The sequence below is a fragment of the Chloroflexota bacterium genome (assembly GCA_013152435.1).
In the GTDB taxonomy this organism is placed as follows: Bacteria; Chloroflexota; Anaerolineae; order DUEN01; family DUEN01; genus DUEN01.
Map to the genome: position 1 here is coordinate 18,543 of JAADGJ010000115.1, position 20,787 is coordinate 39,329.

Annotated in this window: 15 protein-coding genes; 13 read left to right on the forward strand and 2 right to left on the reverse strand. The window is 65.1% G+C overall.

Annotation, left to right across the window (positions count from 1 at the left end; all coding sequences use genetic code 11):
- Positions 1 to 370: 370 nt before the first annotated feature.
- Both GXP39_16425 and tdh read right to left on the reverse strand, forming a co-directional pair.
- A complete protein-coding gene (locus GXP39_16425; protein ID NOZ29623.1) occupies positions 371 to 1,564 on the reverse strand; it encodes a glycine C-acetyltransferase in 1,194 nt (397 codons plus the stop codon).
- A 53-nt stretch (positions 1,565 to 1,617) separates the two neighbouring features.
- Entirely contained in the window at positions 1,618 to 2,667 is a 1,050-nt protein-coding gene (tdh, locus tag GXP39_16430) for an L-threonine 3-dehydrogenase (protein ID NOZ29624.1), read from the reverse strand.
- 244 nt (positions 2,668 to 2,911) lie between these two features.
- Between tdh and GXP39_16435 the strand changes: the two genes are divergently transcribed.
- The 13 genes from GXP39_16435 to GXP39_16495 form a co-directional block, all read left to right on the forward strand.
- Positions 2,912 to 3,823, forward strand: coding sequence for a hypothetical protein (locus GXP39_16435; GenBank protein ID NOZ29625.1), 912 nt, complete (start codon positions 2,912 to 2,914; stop codon positions 3,821 to 3,823).
- Positions 3,820 to 4,476, forward strand: a complete 657-nt coding sequence (locus tag GXP39_16440; GenBank protein ID NOZ29626.1) for a protein-L-isoaspartate(D-aspartate) O-methyltransferase — start codon at positions 3,820 to 3,822, stop codon at positions 4,474 to 4,476. The genes GXP39_16435 and GXP39_16440 overlap by 4 nt, the downstream gene beginning before the upstream one ends.
- Positions 4,460 to 5,332: a dTDP-4-dehydrorhamnose reductase gene (rfbD, locus tag GXP39_16445; GenBank protein NOZ29627.1), complete on the forward strand. Its 873-nt coding sequence runs from the start codon at positions 4,460 to 4,462 to the stop codon at positions 5,330 to 5,332. The genes GXP39_16440 and rfbD overlap by 17 nt, the downstream gene beginning before the upstream one ends.
- A 10-nt stretch (positions 5,333 to 5,342) precedes the next feature.
- Positions 5,343 to 6,296, forward strand: a complete 954-nt coding sequence (locus GXP39_16450) for a glycosyltransferase family 2 protein (protein ID NOZ29628.1) — start codon at positions 5,343 to 5,345, stop codon at positions 6,294 to 6,296.
- Positions 6,297 to 6,924: 628 nt separating this feature from the next.
- Positions 6,925 to 7,905: a response regulator receiver protein gene (locus tag GXP39_16455; protein ID NOZ29629.1), complete on the forward strand. Its 981-nt coding sequence runs from the start codon at positions 6,925 to 6,927 to the stop codon at positions 7,903 to 7,905.
- Positions 7,906 to 8,294: 389 nt separating this feature from the next.
- Positions 8,295 to 9,314 carry an SH3 domain-containing protein gene (locus GXP39_16460; protein ID NOZ29630.1) on the forward strand — a complete coding sequence of 340 codons (1,020 nt, stop codon included), beginning with the start codon at positions 8,295 to 8,297 and terminating at the stop codon, positions 9,312 to 9,314.
- A gap of 120 nt (positions 9,315 to 9,434) precedes the next feature.
- The gene (locus GXP39_16465) at positions 9,435 to 11,123 is read left to right on the forward strand and encodes a phage tail sheath protein (GenBank protein ID NOZ29631.1); all 1,689 of its coding nucleotides are present in this window, start codon (positions 9,435 to 9,437) and stop codon (positions 11,121 to 11,123) included.
- A gap of 145 nt (positions 11,124 to 11,268) precedes the next feature.
- A complete protein-coding gene (locus GXP39_16470; protein ID NOZ29632.1) occupies positions 11,269 to 11,769 on the forward strand; it encodes a hypothetical protein in 501 nt (166 codons plus the stop codon).
- Positions 11,770 to 11,860: 91 nt separating this feature from the next.
- Complete coding sequence (locus tag GXP39_16475; GenBank protein ID NOZ29633.1) at positions 11,861 to 12,349, forward strand: hypothetical protein; 489 nt, start codon at positions 11,861 to 11,863, stop codon at positions 12,347 to 12,349.
- Positions 12,346 to 13,647, forward strand: coding sequence for a hypothetical protein (locus tag GXP39_16480; protein NOZ29634.1), 1,302 nt, complete (start codon positions 12,346 to 12,348; stop codon positions 13,645 to 13,647). The genes GXP39_16475 and GXP39_16480 overlap by 4 nt, the downstream gene beginning before the upstream one ends.
- Positions 13,648 to 13,770: 123 nt before the next feature.
- Positions 13,771 to 14,367 (forward strand): hypothetical protein, encoded by a 597-nt coding sequence (locus GXP39_16485; protein ID NOZ29635.1) that lies wholly within the window; start codon positions 13,771 to 13,773, stop codon positions 14,365 to 14,367.
- A gap of 10 nt (positions 14,368 to 14,377) precedes the next feature.
- Complete coding sequence (locus GXP39_16490; protein ID NOZ29636.1) at positions 14,378 to 17,758, forward strand: hypothetical protein; 3,381 nt, start codon at positions 14,378 to 14,380, stop codon at positions 17,756 to 17,758.
- 14 nt (positions 17,759 to 17,772) lie between these two features.
- On the forward strand, positions 17,773 to 20,787 hold a 3,015-nt coding region (locus GXP39_16495), incomplete at its 3' end, for a S8 family serine peptidase (GenBank protein ID NOZ29637.1).

Sequence of the window (20,787 nt, forward strand, 5' to 3'; positions counted from 1 at the left end):
GCGCGTTCAAAAATGATAGCGTGTCCAGGTAGTCTCCCTCATGAGCATTGCCGGGGCAAGGGCGATTCATGAATCGCCCTCCATGCAGCGTTGCTCACAAAATGGCCTCCTGTGAGTCCACCAAACGAGATCCGAGAGCGTGTCTGAGGGTCTTCCTCAGCCACCGGCTCCACAGGGGGAGGTGTGAAGGGGGACTCCCCTCCACGGAGATCCTGCTTTTCCGGCCAGCGACTGCCTTTCTCGGCCCCTTCCGCGAGGATCTGGGCCGAGGCCGGGCAGATCGAAGGCGGAAAACGAACGGCAGCACGAGGGTCCTCGTGCTGCCGTTCATCACATTCCCTCCGACAGCGCTCGCCGTCGGGCTATCTCGCTAGATGACGCCCAGCTCCCGCCCCACCCGGGCAAAAGCCTCCAGGCCGAAATCCAGATCCTCCCGGCTCAACGAGGCCGACATCATCACCCGGATGCGCGCCGCCCCCATGGGGACCGTCGGATAGCCGATCGCCATAGCGAACACCCCCTCCTCGAACAGGCGCTCGGAGAACCGCTTCGCCAGGGGGGCCTCGCCGAGCATCACCGGCGTGATCGGCGTCTGCGACTGTCCGGTATCAAAGCCCAGACGCTGCATCTCCGCCTTGAAGTAGCGGGTGTTCTCCCACAACCGGTCCACCAGCTCCGTCGAGCTCTCCAGGATGTCCACCGCCGCCAGACAGGCCGCGGTGTCGGCCGGAGTCGTCGCGCTGGAGAAGAGGAACGGCCGCGCCTTCTGCCGCAGGAAGTCCACGATGCGCTTCTTGCCCGCGATCACCCCTCCCACGACGCCGAACGCTTTGGACAAGGTGCCGATCTCCACGTCAAACTTGCCATGCAGGCCGAAGTGATCGACGATCCCGCGGCCGCCCCGGCCGAGGACTCCCTCGCCATGAGCGTCGTCCACCATGGTGATGATCCCATGTGACTCGGCGATCTCGTAGAGCTTGTCCAGCGGGGCGACGTCGCCGTCCATGCTGAACACGCCGTCCGTGACCAGAAGGCCACGTCGATATTGGGGCAGATGCTCCTCGATCTTACGCAACGCATCGTCCGGATCACAATGCTCATAGACGATGATCTTCGCCCGAGACAGGCGGCAGCCGTCGATGATCGAGGCGTGGTTCAGCCGGTCGGAGAAGATCACGTCCTCCTTCCCCACCAGGGCCGGGATCACAGCCTGGTTGGCGCAGAAGCCGGACTGCACGAAGAGCGCATCCTCCACCCCTTTGAACTGCGCCAGGCGACGTTCCAGCTCGACGTGCAGCTCCTGAGTACCCGCGATAGACCGCACGGCCGCCGGTCCTACGCCCCACTTGTCCACCGCCTGCTTGGCGGCCTCCCGCAGCTTGGGATGATTCGCTAGGCCCAGATAGTCGTTGGTGCACAGGTTCAGCACCCGACGGCCATCCACCACCATCCAGGCGCCCACGGGGGATCCCATCACGCGAATGTTGATGTACAGCCCGGCCTCCCGGAGCCGCGCCGTCTCCTCATCGATGAAGCGCAGCTTGTCCTCAGCAACGGCACTCATCTATCCACCTCCTCGTCATATGGAAGCCTCTTCCTCACCGCAGATGTGAGGAATCAATGCTCCAGATCCGCCGGGTCCGGGAAGAGGACGATCTTACCGCTCTGTCCCGAGCGCATAACCCGAATCGCCTCCTCGAACTGATCCATAGGATACCGATGCGTGACGATCGGCGTCAAATCCACGGCTCCCGACGAGAGCAGCCCGCGAATGCGATACCAGGTATCCCAGATCCGGCGTCCCACGATCCCGTACACGGTGGCGCCCTTGAAGACCACGTGATCGGCCAGATCGAACGGGATCGGCGCACTGGGCAGCCCCAACATGGCCGCCTCGCCACCATCCGCCAACGCCCGGAACCCCTGATCGATGGCCGCAGCGGCACCGGACATCTCCAGCAGGACATCCACGCCCTCGCCATCCGTATGGGCCTTGACGAAGTCCACCACATCGACCTCGGCCACGTTGAGCGCGTAATCGGCCCCCAGACGACGCGCCAGGTCCAGCCGGTACGGGCTGATATCGGTCGCAAAGATGGTCTGGGCCCCGGCCGCCCGCACGACGGCGATGGTCATCAGCCCCACAGGGCCACAGCCGGTGATGAGCACATCTCGGGCGGAGACGTCCGTCGCGAAGGCCGTGTGCACCGCGTTGCCGAAATTCTCCTGGAGCGATGCCAACTCAGGCGGCATATCAGGCGGGTTCACCCAGATGTTCTCCACCGGCATGACCACGTACTCCGCAAAACAGCCATCCCGATCCACACCGATGATCTGGGTATCCTGGCATAAATGCCGGCGTCCCGTCCGACATTGACGGCAACGCCCACAGGTGACGTGGCTTTCCGCGGAGACATACGCGCCCTCCTCCACCTCGGTCACGTCGGCCCCGCACGCCACCACCGTGCCGCAGAACTCATGACCGACGATGATCGGCGGGCGTATGCGCTGCCGCGCCCAGGGATCCCATGCATAGATGTGTAAATCGGTGCCGCAAATCGACATGGCCTGGATCCGAACGAGGACCTCTCGCCGCCCCGGGCGCGGGACATCCACCAGGGTCATCTCCAGCCCAGGAGTCCGATCGGCTTTGATGATCGCCCGCATTCTTTCCGGCATGGCAGATCTCTCCTTCGAGTGTTCCTTGTGCGCAATTCCCTCACACGCTGAGCGGCTGAGCAGGAGGAGACGACGACCATGATCTTCCCTTCTGGTTACATCATACTAACATGCGGAAACCGATTCGACAATGATGTGGGCGGACAACAAGTCCTTTCGATTGTCCAAGGCCGTCATGCGCCCTTCCTCTCCTCGTTTGCCGCGCCCTGATGAAGATGCTAGAATATCTTTGATGGAAACCGAACGATCTAACACCAAGGCGGATGGTCCGCCTCAATCGAGGGAGCACGTCTCCCCAACACCGACGGCGCAGTCGCTCACGTTCCGCATCGTCTGTCTGGGGGACTCCATCACGCGAGGATATGGGCTTCCCGCTGGCCACGCTTGGCCGGCGCTTCTGGAGGCCGCCCTGCACGAGAGCCGAGAGGGCGCCATCTGGTCGGTGGTGAACGCGGGCGTCCCCGGCGACACGATCCTCCAGGGCCTGGCGAGGATGGAACGCGACGTGCTCATCCATCGGCCGGCCGTGGTCTTTGTGGCCTTTGGGCTGAACGATGCCCACCTGGCCCGCCGATCGACGGACGTACTACGCGAACAGGCGCTATGGCAGGAGGTTCGACGGAGCCGCTGGCGCAAGGCGGTCAGCCAGCTCCGCATGTACCAGATCGCCCGAGCGCGACTGAGATCCCTGCGCCAGCGAGCCCATCCAACCGTCCCGATCACGCCCGGCGACGAGGCCGCCCCCCGCGTCTCACTGCCCGCCTTTGCGCAAGCGCTGACCCTCCTGGTCGACCGCCTGAGGCAGGCGTTGCCCGGCGTCCACGTGCTCCTGGTCACACCCACCCCGATCACAGAGCGGTTCCATCCGGAGTGGACGCCGGACATGCGAGCGCATCAGCGTCAGCTCTACCACGCATACGTGGATGCCGTGCGGGAGGCCGCGGCCTCATTGCACACGGGCCTCGTGGACGCCCACGCGGCGTTCATCGAGCAGAACCTGTCCGAGCTCGTGGGGCCCGACGGCGTTCACCTCACCGCGGCCGGACAGGCTCGACTGGCAGATCTGGCCCTCCACGCGCTCACCGCAACGACGCCCGCCGAGGCCCGGATCCCGGACCAGGAGAGCATCAGGAGGATAAGATGAAACGCTGGCCCCCTCCATGGCCAGATATCACGGATCCACGGGTGCTGGATGCCATCCGGCGCGTGCCAAGGGCGGAGTTCGTGCCACCCGAGGTGCGCGAGCACGCCCTCTCCGACCTGCCGCTCCCCATCGGCTACGGGCAAACCATCTCGCAGCCCTACGTGGTAGCTCTGATGACGCAACTGCTCCGGCTCACGCCCGAAGATCGGGTCCTGGAGATTGGAACGGGGTCCGGCTATCAGACCGCCATCCTGGCCGAGCTGGCCCGAGAGGTCTACAGCGTGGAAGCGATCAAGGCGCTGGCGGAGTCCGCCCGAGAGCGACTGCAAAGGCTCGGCTATACCAATGTACATATCCGCCACGGGGACGGCGCACGGGGCTGGCCAGAACACGCCCCTTACGATGCCATCATCGTCACAGCCGCGCCAGAGCAGATCCCGGCCGCCCTGGTCGCGCAACTGGCCGAGGGAGGGCGGATGGTCATTCCCGTGGGCCCGGAGTTCACAGAGCAGATGCTCTATCTTGTGGAGAAACGACAGGGCCGAATCCACTCACAACCCATCGCCCCGGTCCGCTTCGTGCCGCTGGTCAGCCCCGCGCCGGCCGTCGGTGGCGATGAATCTGGAGGCAAGACAGATGAATCCCAAGGATGATCTCCCCCAACGAATCGTCGTAACCGGCGCCCAGGGTCAACTGGGCAGGGCGCTGTGCGCGCTGTTGCAGGACGCCGCGCTGCTGGCCATCGACATCGACGAGGCGGATATTCGAGATGGCGATCAGGTGATCCCGCTGATCACCGCGTTCCGCCCCGATGTCGTCATCCACGCGGCCGCGTGGACGGACGTGGATGGGGCGGAACAGAACCCCGACGAGGCCTACGCGGTCAACGCTCTGGGCACCCAGAACGTGGCGCTGGCCTGTCAGCAGGCGGGCGCGGCCATGGTCTACATCAGCACCAACGAGGTGTTCGACGGCCGGGCCACACGCCCCTATCGGGAGTGGGACACGCCCTCGCCGATCAGCGTCTATGCCCACTCCAAGCTGGCCGGTGAGCGCATCGCGCAGATGCTGCTCAACCGCCTGTACATCGTGCGCACGGCCTGGGTGTACGCCCCGGCCGGCAATAACTTCCCCAGCAAGATCATCGCCGCGGCCGACCGATTGGGCGCCTTGCGCGTCGTCAACGACGAGATAGGGAATCCCACTTACGCGCCTGACCTGGCCGAAGGGATCGTGCAGCTCATCCGCACCGGCCGCTTCGGCATCTATCATCTCACGAACGAGGGCACCTGCTCCCGCTTCGAGTGGGCGTGTGAGATCCTGCGCATGAGCGGACGGGAGCACGTCCCCGTCACCCCTATCCCCTCCAGCGAGTGGCAACGGGCCGCGCAGCCGCCCCTGCGGGCGATCCTGGCCAACACGGCAGCGGCCGCCCTCGGCATCCGGCTCCGCCCCTGGCAGGAGGCGCTGGCCGACTACTTCGCCGCCCGCCCGCAAGAAGGCCCATGACGCCCATCCCATGAGCGAACGGCCCTTCGCATCCATCGTGATCCCGAACTACAACGGGGAGCGATTCCTCCCCACATGCCTGAACGCGCTGCGCGCGCAGGACTACCCGGCCGATCGATTCGAGGTGATCGTCGTGGACGACGCCAGCCGGGATGGGTCGCTGGATCTGCTCAAACGGGAATTCCCCGAGGTGCGGGTGGTAGCCCTGCAACGGAATCGAGGGCTGGCGGCGGCGTGCAACGCGGGGGCCGCCGTCGCGCGCGGGGATGCGCTGGTCATGCTCAACAACGATACGGAGGCCTCCCCCGGCTGGCTCTCCGCGCTGATGAGCACGCTCATCGCCCATCCCGAGGCCGGAGCCGTGGCCTCCAAGATGCTGCTCTTCGACCGGCGGGATATCCTCCACTCCGCCGGCGATATGTACGGACGCGACGGGATCCCTCGCAACCGGGGCGTGTGGGAACGAGACGAGGGACAATACGATGAGGATCGCCAGGTCTTCGGCGGATGCGGCGGAGCGGTCGCCTATCGCCGGGACGCCTGGGAGGAGGCCGGAGGCTTCGATGAGCAGTTCTTCATGTACCTGGAGGATGTCGACCTGGCCTGGCGCCTGCGGCTATTGGGATGGGAGGCGCTGTTCGCCCCCGAGGCCCGCGTCTATCACCACTTGAGCGCCACGGGCGGCGGCCCCCTGGCCAGCTACTACACCGGCAGGAACACGTTGTGGGTGCTGGCGCGAGACGTGCCCGGCCCCATCCTGCGCCGCTATTGGCCGCTGATGCTGCGCGCGCAGCTCCGCATCGCGTGGGAAGCCGCTCGCGCCTGGCGAGGCGCGGCCGCTCGCGCCCGCCTGCGAGGCCAGGTGGCCGGCATCCTCGGCCTGCCGCGCATGCTGGCCCAACGGCGAGAGCTGCACGCGCGACGCCGCGCCTCCATCGCCGACCTGGAAGCGCTCCTGGTATGAGGCCGGCCAGAGACGAGGCTTAACGCCGCCTTCCCCATTACCCCCTGTTCTCCCCGATAGAGTACCCCTGGAGATCCCTCCGCCGTTAGCTGAAGTGTAACGCCATTCCAAACCTGATAGCGTATCTTTTTCGGTAGAAACACAGCGGGGAGCTTTGAGGGGCTATGCCCCTCAAAAGAACTTCCCGGTTTCCGCCCCTCACCTGCCTTGCCCAGCCTCATCCGCCCGAATCAGGCCGGGAAAGGGCAGGTGCAGGGCGGAAAAGAGGACGTTTTGGCGGAGGGAGGTCCCTCCGCATCTCCCCTGATGGCTCGCGATGAGCGTCATGGATCGTCTCGCGGCATTTCCATCCTTTTGGATGCACCACCCCAAATCCACAACGTTTGACGATTAAATGCAATTATGCTATGCTCCTGGTGAGCGATAAGCAGCCTGTGAGGCTGCAGAGCCGCGTAAGTTCGGAGGACAGGACGATCAGAACACCCTGTCCGGCCCCGGTATCGGCGACGCGTTCCAGCACATTTCTCCTCCACGCCATACCCGCAGCGAACGGCTCTCTCCCCTCGTAACCAGTCCGCTCGCCAGGAACTCGCTTCATTGCGTCGGTTCCAAACAGGAGGGTGCTGACATGCTCCAATGTTTCCTTTTCGGCGAGACCCAGTTTCTGGTCGACGGTGAAGCGTTGGACCCCCATCCCCCGCAAAAGACCCAGCTCCTCTTCTGCTATCTCCTGCTGCATCGAGACCGCCGCCACCCGCGCGACGTGTTGATCACCACGCTGTGGCCGGATCGGGATGAGCAAAGCGCCCGACGTTGCCTCAGCACGACGCTGTGGCGGCTGCGCCGCGCGCTGCACGAGGACCGGCAGGACATCACCGCCCTGCTGATCAGCGGCGATACCATCGGCTTCAACCGCCAATATCCCCACTGGCTGGACGTCGCGATCTTCGAGCAAACCTGCCTCGCCGTGCAGCAGATCCCTGGGCGAGATCTGTCCCCCGTGCAGGCCAAAGGGCTCCAATCCGCCGTGGATCTCTATCGAGGAGACCTTATGGAGGGACACTACGACGATTGGTGCCTGGTGGAGCGGGAACGCCTGGCCGGCCTCCACCTGCAAGCCCTCGGCAAGCTGATGAGCTACCACCGGCACCGCGGGGAGGTCGCCCAGGCCATCACCTATGGGCAACGCATCCTGGCGATCGACCCCCTGTACGAACACGTTCATCGGGAACTGATGCGCCTCCACTACGAGGCGGGCAACCGCGCGGCCGCGCTACGCCAGTACGATCAATGCAGGGCGCTGTTGGCGACGGAACTGGGCATCCAGCCCATGCCGGAGACCACCAAGCTCTACCAAGACATCCGCAACGGGATGAGCACCGCGACCCAGCTCACGCGGCCGCAGACGAGGGAGTATCCGCTCGCCCTGCGATCCGAGGCGGCGACGGATCCAACCCTCTACCACGCCCTGGTTCATCTCCGCGAATGCCAGGCGCAACTGAACCACGCTACCCGCCAGCTCGAACGCGCGGTGGACACGATGGAACGGCTGATCCGCCAGCGCGCCCTCCCCCCGGAACAGCCTCCGCACCCACGTCGTCTGCCATAGCGCCTCTCCCTCTCCGTAGCGAGCCTGTCACACGGCCGTGACACCTGTGTGAGACCGGCTAGACGCCCTCCTGCTATAGTGAGGGACGTCGGGCTCACCCTGTGAGGAGGGGAATCATACCGAAACAAACGTTTGACTCGCGAGGCGGGCCCCTCCTCGAAGAGGGGCAGGTGCACTCTTTCGTCGTTCGGTTATGGCGAGAGCGCAGAGAAAGCCCTGACCTCTGCCCGGAATGGCGTGGTCGCGTCGTCCATGTACAGAGCGGTCGCTCTATTCACTTTTGCGATCTGGCTGATCTGATCGCGTTCCTACAACAGCAATCGGGATGGTCGCCCACGCCGGGCTCCCGCCAGACCGCCGATGATCCCCCTCCCCCGTGAGAGGTGCGGATGTCGCAACAGGCTGGCCACATCGTAGCGCAAACGATCGGGCATGTGCTTGCCATCCTACAGGAGGACCTGCCCGCCGACCTGCGCGCCCAGCTCCGAATGGCTCCCCACGTCCCGGGGATGATCAGCCATCTCCCCTACATCAGCATCTCCGCCGAATCGAAAGCCGGACGGACGACCGGCCTTGGCCGCACGATCGGGCTGAAGCGAGATCGCGTGGATGATTCCCTCATCGACCTGGGGTACGTCACGGGGGACGCCGGAACGTGCCGATTCACCCTCTCCCTATGGGCACTCACCCGCCCTCAACTGGATCACCTGCGAGGCGCCGTGGAGACGCTTCCGTGGGTCCGTCGCGAGCGCACCTGGGAGGAGCCGGAAGGCACGCTGAACCGAACGAATTTTCTGCGATGCCGGCTGGACAGCGTCTCCCCCGGCATCGCCACCCCCCTCCCGCCGCTCCCCCCTCACATCACCATCCGGGCGCTCCGCCTGAACCTGCGCACAGGCCCTTCCACCAGCTTCGATCGCGTGGGGCGGGCCAACCGCGGCGATCAATTCGAGCTGCTGGGGCGCAACGAGGATGGAACCTGGGTACAGGGGTGCTGCTTTGAGGGTCAGATCGTGTGGATGGCGACCCGGTTCGTGGAGACCTCCATACCGCTGTCCCTGATCCCGCAGGCTGAGGACATCCCCACCCGCTCGACCACGCGCCGTCGCCGGAGCCCCTCTCTGGATGAGGAGGGAGAGCTTCCGGACGAGGAGGCGACGCGAAACGCCGGGATCGACGCCGGCACGGCGATCCTGGCCACATCCCCGCCCGTCACCACGGTGTGGCGCCAGGACCTGCATTTCGTAGCCCACCTGGAGGCCACCCAGGAGCCATTGGTAGCGGCCGGGGAGCCCATCGAGGAGATCCGCATCCTCCGCCATTTGCAGGAAGGGGATCGCGTTCTGGATACGGAGCGAACTCGGCGCTTTGCCGACCACGAGGAGATCGTGGACGAGTTTCCGGACTAGGCACGGCATCGCCGCCTTCGATCCCAGCACCCCGTGGCGCGCCGAGATCGAAGCGGAACGGTATGGCCCCCATGGAATCCATCGCCATGGGGTGCTCATGAGGGTACAGGAGGAACGATTATGGCAGAAGTCATCACCGAAATGGTGCTGCCAGGGACGTACATCGAGGTGCGCGCCGAGGGGCTGATCAGCGTCGGAGGCATCGTCACCGGCCGCATCGGCATCGTCGGCACGGCCGCACGAGGGCCGATCATGACGCCGACCAGCCTGGGCTCCTACAGCCAGGCCAAAGAGATCTTCGGCGACTATGACGCCTGGCAGGACGGCGACAGCGACGAGCTCACCCTGGTGCGGGCGCTGGAGCAGATCTTCAACAACGGCGCCACGGATGTACTGGCCGTGCGCGTGAAGGGGAGCGACCCGACGGGCGCAAGCGTAAGCCTGCCCGACGTGGACGACGACAACCAGATCACCATTACCGTCACCGACCTGGGCTCGTGGGCCAACGGGACCACCGCCGAGGTGCGAACCGTGATCCTGCGGGAGCGCCGAACGTTCACCGTCTCGGGCAGCGATCCCTTCAACGCCGCGCGCACCACGCTCCAGCTTCCTCACACGAATCTCCGACGGCGCGGCGGGGCCTCCGGCTCCCTCACGGCCGCTGACATCAGCGTACGCAACCGGACGACCGGCACAACCTACAACCTGGACCCCTCCCCCGGCGCGGGCGAGTTCTCGGTCGAGGCCTCCACGGGGGTGATCACCTTCGGCGAGGCGCAGACCGCCGACGATATCCTGGAGGTCACGTACTATCGGGAGGCGACCGAGGTCGTCTTCACGCTGCCCAACGGGCTGCAGGAGATCTACACCGATATGGCCAACGCCGGAGCGCTGAACACGGCACTGGCTTCTTCCAACTTCTTCACCAGCACGGTGGTGAGCAGCCCCAGCGACAAGGCGCTGAAGACGGGCACGTACACCTTCGGCGGGGGAAGCGACGGTGCCGACGCCAGCACGGTGGACTATCAGGAGGGGATCGCCCTCTTCGAATCGGAGGATATCAACTTCGTGTTGGCCGCCGGGCAGGGCACGGAGATCGCCTCCGTCCTCACCGGTCACTGCGAGACGATGGAGAACAACGGTCGGGAGCGCATCGCCATCATGGGCAGCAACCTGGGTGAGGAGGTCTCCGATATCCTCGGACACCTCAGCTCGCTGTCGGACGATCGGCTGATCTTCGTGGCGCCCGGGATCAAGGCGGTGGACGCGGCCGCCAGCGCCGCGCAGCGGACCCGGGTCGAGGTCACCCTGCCGGGCGCGTACGCCGCCGCGGCCGTGGCCGGATTACTGGCCTCGCTGCCCGTGCATCACAGCCCCACCAACAAGACGCTCTCCATCGTCGGCCTGGAGCAGGAGTTCCTCCGCCCGGAGCTGAAGCAGTTGGTGCAGGGACGGGTGTTGGCGCTGGAGAAGAAGAACGGCTACCGGGTCGTGCGCGGGATCACCACCGACACGGGCGCCTTCCAGCAGATCACCACCCGGCGTATCGTGGATTACGCCAAGATGGGCATCCGCATGGGCAGCCTGCCCTACATCGGCCGGCTGAACAACGAGCGAGTACGCAAGGCGCTGCGGGGGACGCTGGACGGCTTCCTGACCACCATGGTGCTGGACGAGGCGCTCACCGGATACGAGTTATCGGTGACGGCCACCCGGGCGGATGAGATCGCCGGACGCTGTCTGGTGACGGTCTTCCTGCGCCCGACCTTCAGCATCGACTACATCAAGGTCACCATGTATCTGGAGTGAAGGATCCTCAAACCCTTCGCGATGGGAGAGTTTGTAGGGGCGCCCCTCGTGGTGTCCAAATCAGAGATAATGCAGGCACCCCAATCCGGGGCAACCACAAGGATTGCCCCTACGAGCCCTGGGGAAGATGGACAGGAGAGAAGCGATGCCAAACACCAACGTGTTTACAGGGGCGGATGGCTCGATCACGCTGGCGGGCCCGCAGACCGACGAGGGCAGCAAGGCGCAAGAGGTCGTCGACGCCTATCAGCTCACCCCCATCGGGCGGGCTACCGATGTGCGGGTCGAGGTCACGTCGGATATCAAGCCGTTCCATGAGCTGGGGCAGCGATATCCGACCGAGCTACGCCCGGGGAACGTCAACGTGCGCGGGACCATCGGCCGCGCGTACATCAACGGCGCGCTGCTGAAGCTGCTGTTGGGCGACGCGGCCACCAGCCGCCCGGCCGGGAGCTGGGTCCAGCCCGCGTTCAACATCACCCTGATCCTGGAGAACCCGGCCTTTCCGGGAACCCGAAACACCATCACCATCCATGAGGCCAAGTTCGCCAGTTGGGGCTACGGCATCCCGGAGGACGACTTCGTGATGGAGTCGGTGGAATTCCAGGCGCTGTACATCAGCGTTCAGGACGAGGAGGGAAGCTGATGGGGGATGATCGACGATTGACGGAAGACGAAGATCTAACGTTCGTCTTCCGTCCTCCGTCTTTCGTCCTTCGTCTAAACGGAGCAGTGCCATGGTTCTGACGGCCGAAGAGCTGCTGGCAGGGAGTGAGGTACATCACGAGGTGACCATCCCGGCCGAGCTGTTGCACCCGAACGGGGAGGCGACGTCCGTCGATGAAGAGGCCACCGTGATCCTGCGCCCTCTCACCGTTCGCGATCTGCAGCTGATCGTCAAGGCGGCGCGAGAGGACGATCTGCTCACCTCGGCGCTGATGGTGCAGCGCGCCCTGGTGGAACCCGAGCTCAACCAGGCTCAGGTGACGGCCATGCCCGCCGGCCTGCTGCGCTACCTGGCCGATCAGGTGAACCGCATCAGCGGCATCGGCGTGACGGCCGACACGATGGATCACCTGGTGCAGGCGCCGCTAGCCCGGGCCTGCTTCATCCTGGCTCGCGAGTTCGGCTGGACCCCCCAGCAAGTGAGCGAGATGACCCTGGGGCAGATCCTGCTCTATCTGGAGATGCTGAGCGACGGCCGCGCGGCCGAGGAGGCCCGGTGAGCCCGTCCTCCTCTCGCCGCCCGCCCGATTGGCCAATCACGCCCCTGGAAGCCCTGTCGGCCCCGGCGCGTCGCCTGCGAGCCGTCGCCGACGACGCGACTCGTCGCCAGGTGGACGCGCTGCGCGCCGAACTGGCCAACCTGGTCGATCTGGACGCGCCCTGGCTGCGAACGGAGACCGACCCGCTCGGGCGGTTCTCCGTAGACGAGGGGCCGGGCTTCGCCGAGGCGCCACCGCCGGAGCCCGGCCATCTGGGACGCCCACAAGCGACATGGCCCGCGCGCGGGCACCCGGCCGGGAGACGGGAGACGCGAACGGGGGTGCGCCCCACCGCATCAGGAGCCACGCCCGCCGGTCGCACCACCGATCTCCTCCGGTCACCGCAGCGTTCCGGGGGGGCGGCCAGGTCATCGGCACCCCCCAGCCCGACATCGACAGCGCCGGCCGGCACTCCTAATGAGCGACCTGAGGCACCTGACGCGCGATCCGCCCGGATGAGAAGACGTCCACCAGCGGGGCAAGCCACGGCCACGATCGGGCCATCGCGGGAGCAGACGCCTTCCCCCGCGACATCAGCCATCGCACCCAACGAGCAAGCCAGATCGCCTGAGGAATCTCCCGAGCTGGCCGCGTGGGCGAGGAGACGATCACGACCAGCCCTGTTCGCGGCGGCACGCACGCCCATCGGAGGCCCAGGGCTCCCCCGACGCCGGCTGGCCCAGCGAGCCATGGGGGACGCGCAGGCGGCCGAGCGCACGTCGAGTCCTCAACCCCAACGGGGCGAGGGCGAAGCGGCGAGCCCGGCCGGAGAGGAGACGACGGGACGACCGTCCCGAAAGGACGCAGCCTTCCAGCAGCACGCGGCGCCCCCTATGCCCTCGGCCAACCTCCACCTGCTGGCGCAGTTGACCGAGCGCTGGTTCGCCGCCCGCCAAACGAACACGGCTCCCGGGCGCCCGAGCGGCCTACCGGCCCCGGAGCTATCCCCTCCGGGCCCGGGCATGGCAAGGAGCCCCCACGCGCATACACGGCCATCGCCACGGGGGATCATATCCTCTCTGGAGGAAGCGCTGCAGCCGTCCGAGCCCGGCGATCCCACCACCTGGCAGTGGATCTCGCCCATCGCCGGCGCTGCCGCTCCGGGGGCCAACGGCGCCGTACCGGTCGCCAGCAATACCATCCACCTGACCGTACAACCTCCCCCATCGCTGGAGACGCTGGATCCCGACGAACTGGCGGACCTGTTAGGCCAGATCTTACGACGGGAAGCGCGGCGGTATGGGATTCCGATGGTGTGATGCTGGTGCGTATTACGTGTTGCGCATTGCGTATTGCGTGTTACGTAACTACGCAATACGCAACACGCAATATTGTAAACACGCAGAGCCTACTCGTACACAGAAACGAGCGTATGAATCCCTATGAACATTAAACCCATCCTCGACAGCTGGGAGATCCCTCGTATCGAATCCATCCGCATCCGGGAGCGCCGGGTGTGGGCGGAGCATCCTATCCCGGGACGGCAGGGCAGCGTGTTCCAGGACCTGGGCACGCGGCCGGCTGCCATCGTCATCACTGGCAGCCTGGCTGGCGATGAGATGCGCGATGAGTTCCTGGAGACGGTGCGGGAGAAGTTCCAGGCCGGGGAGCCGGTGACCTTCGCGGCCGACATCACCACGGCCACCCAGATCCAGTACGTGGTGATCGAGGATTTGCAGTTCGCGGAGGTGGCCGGATCACCGGACAGCTTCCGCTATACCATCGTCCTGCGGGAGAGCCCGCCGCCGCCACCACCAGGCGGCGCGCCCGACCTGGATGCCGACCTGCTGGATCAGGCACAAGGCTTGATCGGCGATATCGGCGATCTCACCAACATCCTGGACGCGCTCGGCAGCATCCCCGACTTCGGCAATCCGGTCCCGCCGCTTCAATCATCTCTGGATCAGTTTGAGAACGTGGCCAGCGGGCTGTCCGAGGCGACGACCACGCTGCGTAATCTCTTCGGCATCTCAGAATAGGCGAGGGAACATGGCAAGCGTCCTGGAAACGCTCACCGGCCTAGCTCTGGACCCCTCGGTTATCTCGGCCCTCCAGTCCGACATGACCGGGGTGGCCGGACGCGTGCCTTCCGTGCCCACCTCCGACCTCCAGCAGATCACCACGCTGGTGGGCCAGATCGCGCTGCCGGACCAGCAATCGCTGTTCGGCGACGGGGCCGCCCTGCTGGGAAACCTGGTCGCCACCGGCCTGCGCTCCCCCGATGAACTCTGGTCACCGATCACCGACTCACTGGACGGGCTGGAGCAAGCATTGGCCATAGGGCTCCAGACGCCCATGACGGGAGCGTTCGACCAGATCCAGGGCATCCTGACGGCCATCCCGGACGATCCGACCGCTCTGCTGGGTTCCCTGGCCGGGCCGCTCCAGCAGGCCGCGAGCGCCCTCAGCGAAAGCCCAGATCTGCAACGGGCCATCGAATTCATCAGCAAGATCAACGACTTGCGCGCCCAACTGGACGCCGCGCCGGCGCAACTGGCCACCCTGTTCCGGGATCAGATCCAGGCCGCGATAGACGAGGCGCTGGCCCCGGTATCCCCGGTAACCAGACAGCTCGATGGGTTCCTGACCTCGCTAGACACACGCCTCCAGACGCCCCTGCTGGTCAGCCGGTATGAGGCGATCCTGCTGAAGCTCATCCCCTCCAGCGGCCCCTCGCTCGCCGAGGCGATCGCCACGCTCGATTTCGCCTCAGAGGAGGCGGTGGCAACGATCGATGGGCAGCTGAGCGTAGCCCGCGTGCTCCTGGAAGACCTCGGCCGGGAGGCGGAGGAGCGTTTGGGGGAGGCCGCCACCCTGGTGCCCCTCTTCAACGTGGAGGCATGGGGACAGCGGCTGGCCTCCGCCGCCACACTCGCCGCATCCGGGCAGGTGAACGACCTCACTGACATCCTGAGCCGCTGGCAGGACGGCCTGGTACAGGCGCAAACTCTCGTCGCTGACCTCTCGCTGGACCACGCGCTCCAGCCGCTGCGAGACCTGGTGACGCAGCTGCAGTCGTTGCTGGACGGGTTCAACCTGGACCAGGTCAAGGCCGCGCTGCAGACGGGGATCCAAACCATCTCCAACCTGGTCGAGATCGTGCGGCAGGCCCAGGTCGATATCCAGGCCGGGCTCCAGATCCTGGCCAACAACATCACCCAGGCCATCGATGCCATCGACCTCAGCCTGGTCACCGGGGCAGTGGACAACGCCCTCTCCGCAATCGACCCGGTGATCACCCAAATCGAGGGACTGATCGACACGGTGTCCACCCAGCTCCAGGGTGCGCTGACCAGCCTGCAAAGCGAGCTGGACACGCTGCACACCAACCTGACCGATCCCAGCGGAAGCTTCCGCCAGCCGATCGAGAACTTCCTGAACGCCATACGGGACGCCATCCCCGACGACATCCCGGAAACCCTCGAGGGGGTGGGACAGACCATCGCCGACGCCGTATCGGGCCTGGACGAGATTGCCTTCGACCCTGTGTTCGACGTGGTGGTCGCCGAACTGGAGAATATGCGCCAGGAATTGCAGCAGATTGACGTGGGCAGCCTGAACGAGCTTCTACGGGCCGCTTTGGCCGCCGCGCTGGCCGTCTTCCAGGCATTCGATTTTCAAAGCGAGGTGGAGGAGTTCCTGATCGAGAAGTTCGACAGCGCCATCGAGGAGGTAAGCGAGCCGATCATCCAGACCCTGCAGGAGCAGGTCGATGGGATCATGGATTTCCTGCGGAAGAACGACCCCGCCATGCTGTTCGAGACGACGTTGGGCATCACTGACGCCTACGACGAAATGGTGGCCCAGCTGGACAGCTTCCGCCCCTCCCAGGCGTTGAAAGACGTGCTCGCCCCCATACGCCAGATCGCCGATCAGATGGAGGCGTTCACCCCCAGCCAGGTGCTTCAACCCATCCTGGGGCCACTGGAGGATCTCCATCAATTCGTGCAGGGCCTCTCGCTTGATCCCGTTTTCGCCCAGTTACAGCAGCTATTGGATCGTCTGGCAAGCCAGCTGGCGGAGCTGGACATCGCCAAGTTCATTGACCAACTCGACGAGGTAATCGGCCGGGTGCGTCAAAGGCTGAACGACCTGCTCACCGTGGATGGCCTGCTGGACTTCCTGCGTCCCATCCACACGGCCGTCATGGACGCGCTCAATACGCTCGATCCCTCCGTGCTATTGCAACCACTCACCGATATCCGCCAGACGCTCTTAAACGCGATCGATGCCGTGGACACCAGCGCCCTGACCGACGCCTTCAACCAGATCGGGAGCATGATCGACGGGCTGAAGCTGCCGAACCTGCGCAGCGACCTGCAGACGAAGGTCCAGACGCTCACCGCCGGGCTGACCACCCTGGACCTGCCCGGCAAGTTGACGCAGCTACGCGCGGCCCAGCAGGCGATCCAGGCGGCGCTGGAGGCCCGCGGCGAGCAATCCGACCCGGAAGCCGAGCGCAGGCGCCAGATGCTGCTATACACGGCTCAGGCGTTGGACCCGCTGCCGATCCTGGCCAGCGCCATCGAACGGTTCCGAACTCTGGAGAGCGCATTGAACGCGTTGGCGAGCTCGCTGGACACGCTCCTGAGCGACGGCGGCCCGCTCCGCCAGCCGCTGACGGCGCTATCCGACCGCCTACGTGAGGTCGCCCTGGGCATCACCGAAGGCGCAGCCGACATCAAGCAGGCCCTGCGCGATGCCATCACGCAAGCCTACCAGGCGCTGGGGGTGGACACGATCCAGGCCATCTTCGAGCAGGTGAAGGCCACCTTCCAATCGTTCAGCCCGGAAAACCTGGAGGCCACCCTCAACGAGTTGCTGGCGCCGGTGCGCAACTTCCTGGACAACCTCCCGGACCCCAGCGCCATCCTGAACGACGTGGGCACGGCCTTCAACGACCTCAAAACCCTCATTGACCCCGGATTGCGCGATCTTCTCAACCAGGTGCGCATCAGCATCCAGCCGATCCTGGACGCCATCACGGCGAAGATCGGCGCACTGGATCCCAGCGCCATCCTGGGCGAGTTGGATGCCAAATATACGGCCATCGTGGCTTTGAAGGATCGGCTGTTGAACAAGCTACAGGCGGTGATCGATGGGCTGGATGCGCCCTACCAGCAGGTGGTGCAGTTGATCGACGATTTGAACCCGGGCACCGTGTTGGTGGAGCCCTTGTCCGCCACATACCAGGCCATCCTGGACAAGATTGAGGGCATCGATATTCGGGCCGTCTTCCAGCCACTTCTGGACGCGCTGAAGGCGCTGCGAGACGAGCTGGTGGCTGGGATCGACCGCACGGTCATCGCCTTTGAGTCGTTCCTTGCCGCCGCTCCGACAGGGGCGATCGGAGCGACCGTCTCCGTATGATGCAGGAAGGGACTGTGCACAAGGCATTCGTTTACGTAGACAGCACCGATGAGGCCGGGCAAGCCGCCGTTGCCGCGGGAGTCACCGAGGTACTGGCCGTGTACGGCGTGCGCGTGCTGGTACGCGCCACCGAGGAGCAGCTTCAGGCATTGGAGGAGGCTGGCTTTCAAGTGGAACTGGCCGACGAGATGGATCGGCTCACGTTGCCCAGCGTCATCATTGACACCACGGCCGAGCCGACCCGGGCCGCTGCCCCCCCTCCACCGGGGTGGCGCACGCGCGCGGCCCCGGACGAACCATCCTACTGGCTGGTGCAATTCGTGGGGCCGCCACAACCCGAATGGATCGAGGCGGTGCGGGACGCGGGCGCCGACATCATCGGCCCTATGCCGGAGAACGCCATCCTGGTCCGCATGACCCAACCCCAGGCCGATGCCGTTGCGCAACTCGAGCACGTCCAGTGGGTGGGACCATACGAGCCGCTGTACAAAATCCACCCGGAGCTGATCGGCGAGGAGGGCCCTCTGCCCGCGACCGAGGCGAGCCGGTTGGCGGAGGTCGGTGGAGCGGAGACCCGGGCGACCGCGGAGCGAGTTGCCCTGCGCATCACCCTCTTTGAGCCGGAGGCGCTCTCCGCGATCGTGTCGGAGATCGAGAGCGCCGGCGGCACCATTGAGAAGGCGGATATCGACACGATCATCTGCGAGCTGCCCCGGTCCGCCATCCCCACCATTGCCGCGCTGCCTGCGGTGGCCCAGATCGAACCTTATGCACCGCCTGTGCTGGAGATGGATGTAGCCCGCACCATCACGTTGGTACAGACGAATTTCGACTTGCACGGGCTGGACGGCGAGGGAGAGACGGTTGGCGTGGCCGATACGGGCCTGGATCGGGGAGTAGATAATCCTACACTACACCAGGACTTCAAGAAGTTGAACGGCGATAACGGCAGGGTGGTAGGACGACCTCTTGGCCGCCCAGGGCGCTGGGACGATCCGGATGGGCACGGCACCCATGTATCCGGCATCGCGGTGGGCAATGGGCGAGCCCGTGGCACGAATCGGCCCCAAAGCGGCGTGGCTTACAAGGGCAATCTGGTCATCCAGTCCCTACTCGACGCCAGCGGCGGATTGGGGGGCATCCCCGGCAACTTGAACTCGCTTTTCGATCCCGCCTATACCGATGATGGTGTGCGGGTTCACAGCAATTCATGGGGGTCCAAAACCAGCCTTAGCCAGTATCTGGCAGAGGCTCGCCAGATCGACGAGTTCACCTGGCGCAATCCAGATATGATTATCGTACGTTCGGCAGGTAATTATGGCGTTGATAACAAAAATCTGGCAGGGGCCACCACACCTGATGGGATAGTAGACTTCTACACTATCAACCCTCAGTCTACGTGCCGTAATGGTATCTCCGTCGGAGCATCAGAGAACAACAAACCGAGCATTTCTCGCACCTATGGCTCTTGGGCCACGGATTTCCCGGTTGATCCGTTGCGATCCGACCGTATATCAAACAACCCTGATCACGTGGTAGCATTCTCCAGCCGAGGTCCTACCAGCGCCGCCAGTGGACAGCGCATCAAGCCCGATGTATTGGCACCTGGTTGCAGCATCCTGGCACCCTGGTCACGCCTATCTTCTACCAGCGAATTTTGGGGACCGCGTCCCAATGATGGCTCTCCATACATTTATGAAGGCGGCACCAGCATGGCCGCGCCGCACGTGAGCGGCATGTGCGCGCTGATCCGGCAATACCTGCGCATGGTGCACAACCTATCTGATCCCCACAACGCCGACAAGCGCCGGCGCCGCCCCAGTGCGGCGCTGATCAAGGCGTTGCTGATCCATGGCGCCCGCCGGGTCCAGGGGCTCAACGCCGCCAACGCAGGACCAGTGCCCAGCAACCACCAGGGATGGGGCCGGGTGGACCTGCGCCGTTCCCTCTTCTCCCATCCCATCGATGCTGTGGCGAGCCAGGATAACGGCTGGCTGCCACGCCGCACCATCTTCATCGATGATCCAGATATCAAGCTGAACAGCCTGCCGGCCGCCGATCCCAACAGCCGCAGTCGTCACGAAGTACGGATGCGAGTGGCCAACAACTCCGTCCCGCTGCGGGCCACGCTGGTGTGGACGGACTACCCCGGTCCCGCGGGACATCCCGGCACCCTGGTCAACCATCTCCGGCTCAGCATCATCCGACATAACGCGGACGGCACCACGACGGCCTTCCAGGTCACCCCGCCGGCCGGGCTCCTTCCCGCCGGCCTCAGCATGCTCAACAACAATGTGCAGCAGATCGACGTATCCGGCGCCGATTTGCAACCCGGCGAATACACCATCCGGGTCGATGCCGTGAACGTCGCATCCCACGCCGTGGCCGGAGAGGATCAAGACTTCGCCCTGGTCGTCTCGGGCCCCATCAGCCATTCCGACCACCGCAGTCCAGGCACCATGCACGCGTTGCCCGACCTCGCCTTCATCGATCTGGCCCCCGCGGGAGAGGAGCGCCACCGACATGATGGGCTGGCCCCTTCGCCGGAAAGGCCGCTCCTGGATCTGGGCTCTCCCGACATCTGGGCGAGCCGGGAGGCCAACAACGACCCCGCCCAGGCCGTCGATCGAGTGGAAGCGGGGCAGAAGCATTATGTCTACATTCGCGTGCACAACCTGGGCTTCGCCGACGCGGACGACGCCCAGATTCAGCTCTATTGGGCTGACCCGGCAACACCCATGGCCTATCCGGCCGACTGGAAGGCCGACGGCATCCAGGTCAGCGGCGCTCCAGGCAACCAGATCACGACGAACATCCCGGCGCGTGACAATATCGTGGTCGGGCCGTTCGAGTGGACCCCGCCGAGCGGGCACAACTACCTTGTCCTTTTCGCCCGGGCCGTCCATCCGGAAGACCCCATCGTTCGGGAAGGTGATGTGCGCTGGGATAACAACATCACCCGCCGTGACGTGTATCTGCAGGACAACGCCACGGAGGTCCAGGGGGAACCCAGCGGCTGGGATAAGTTC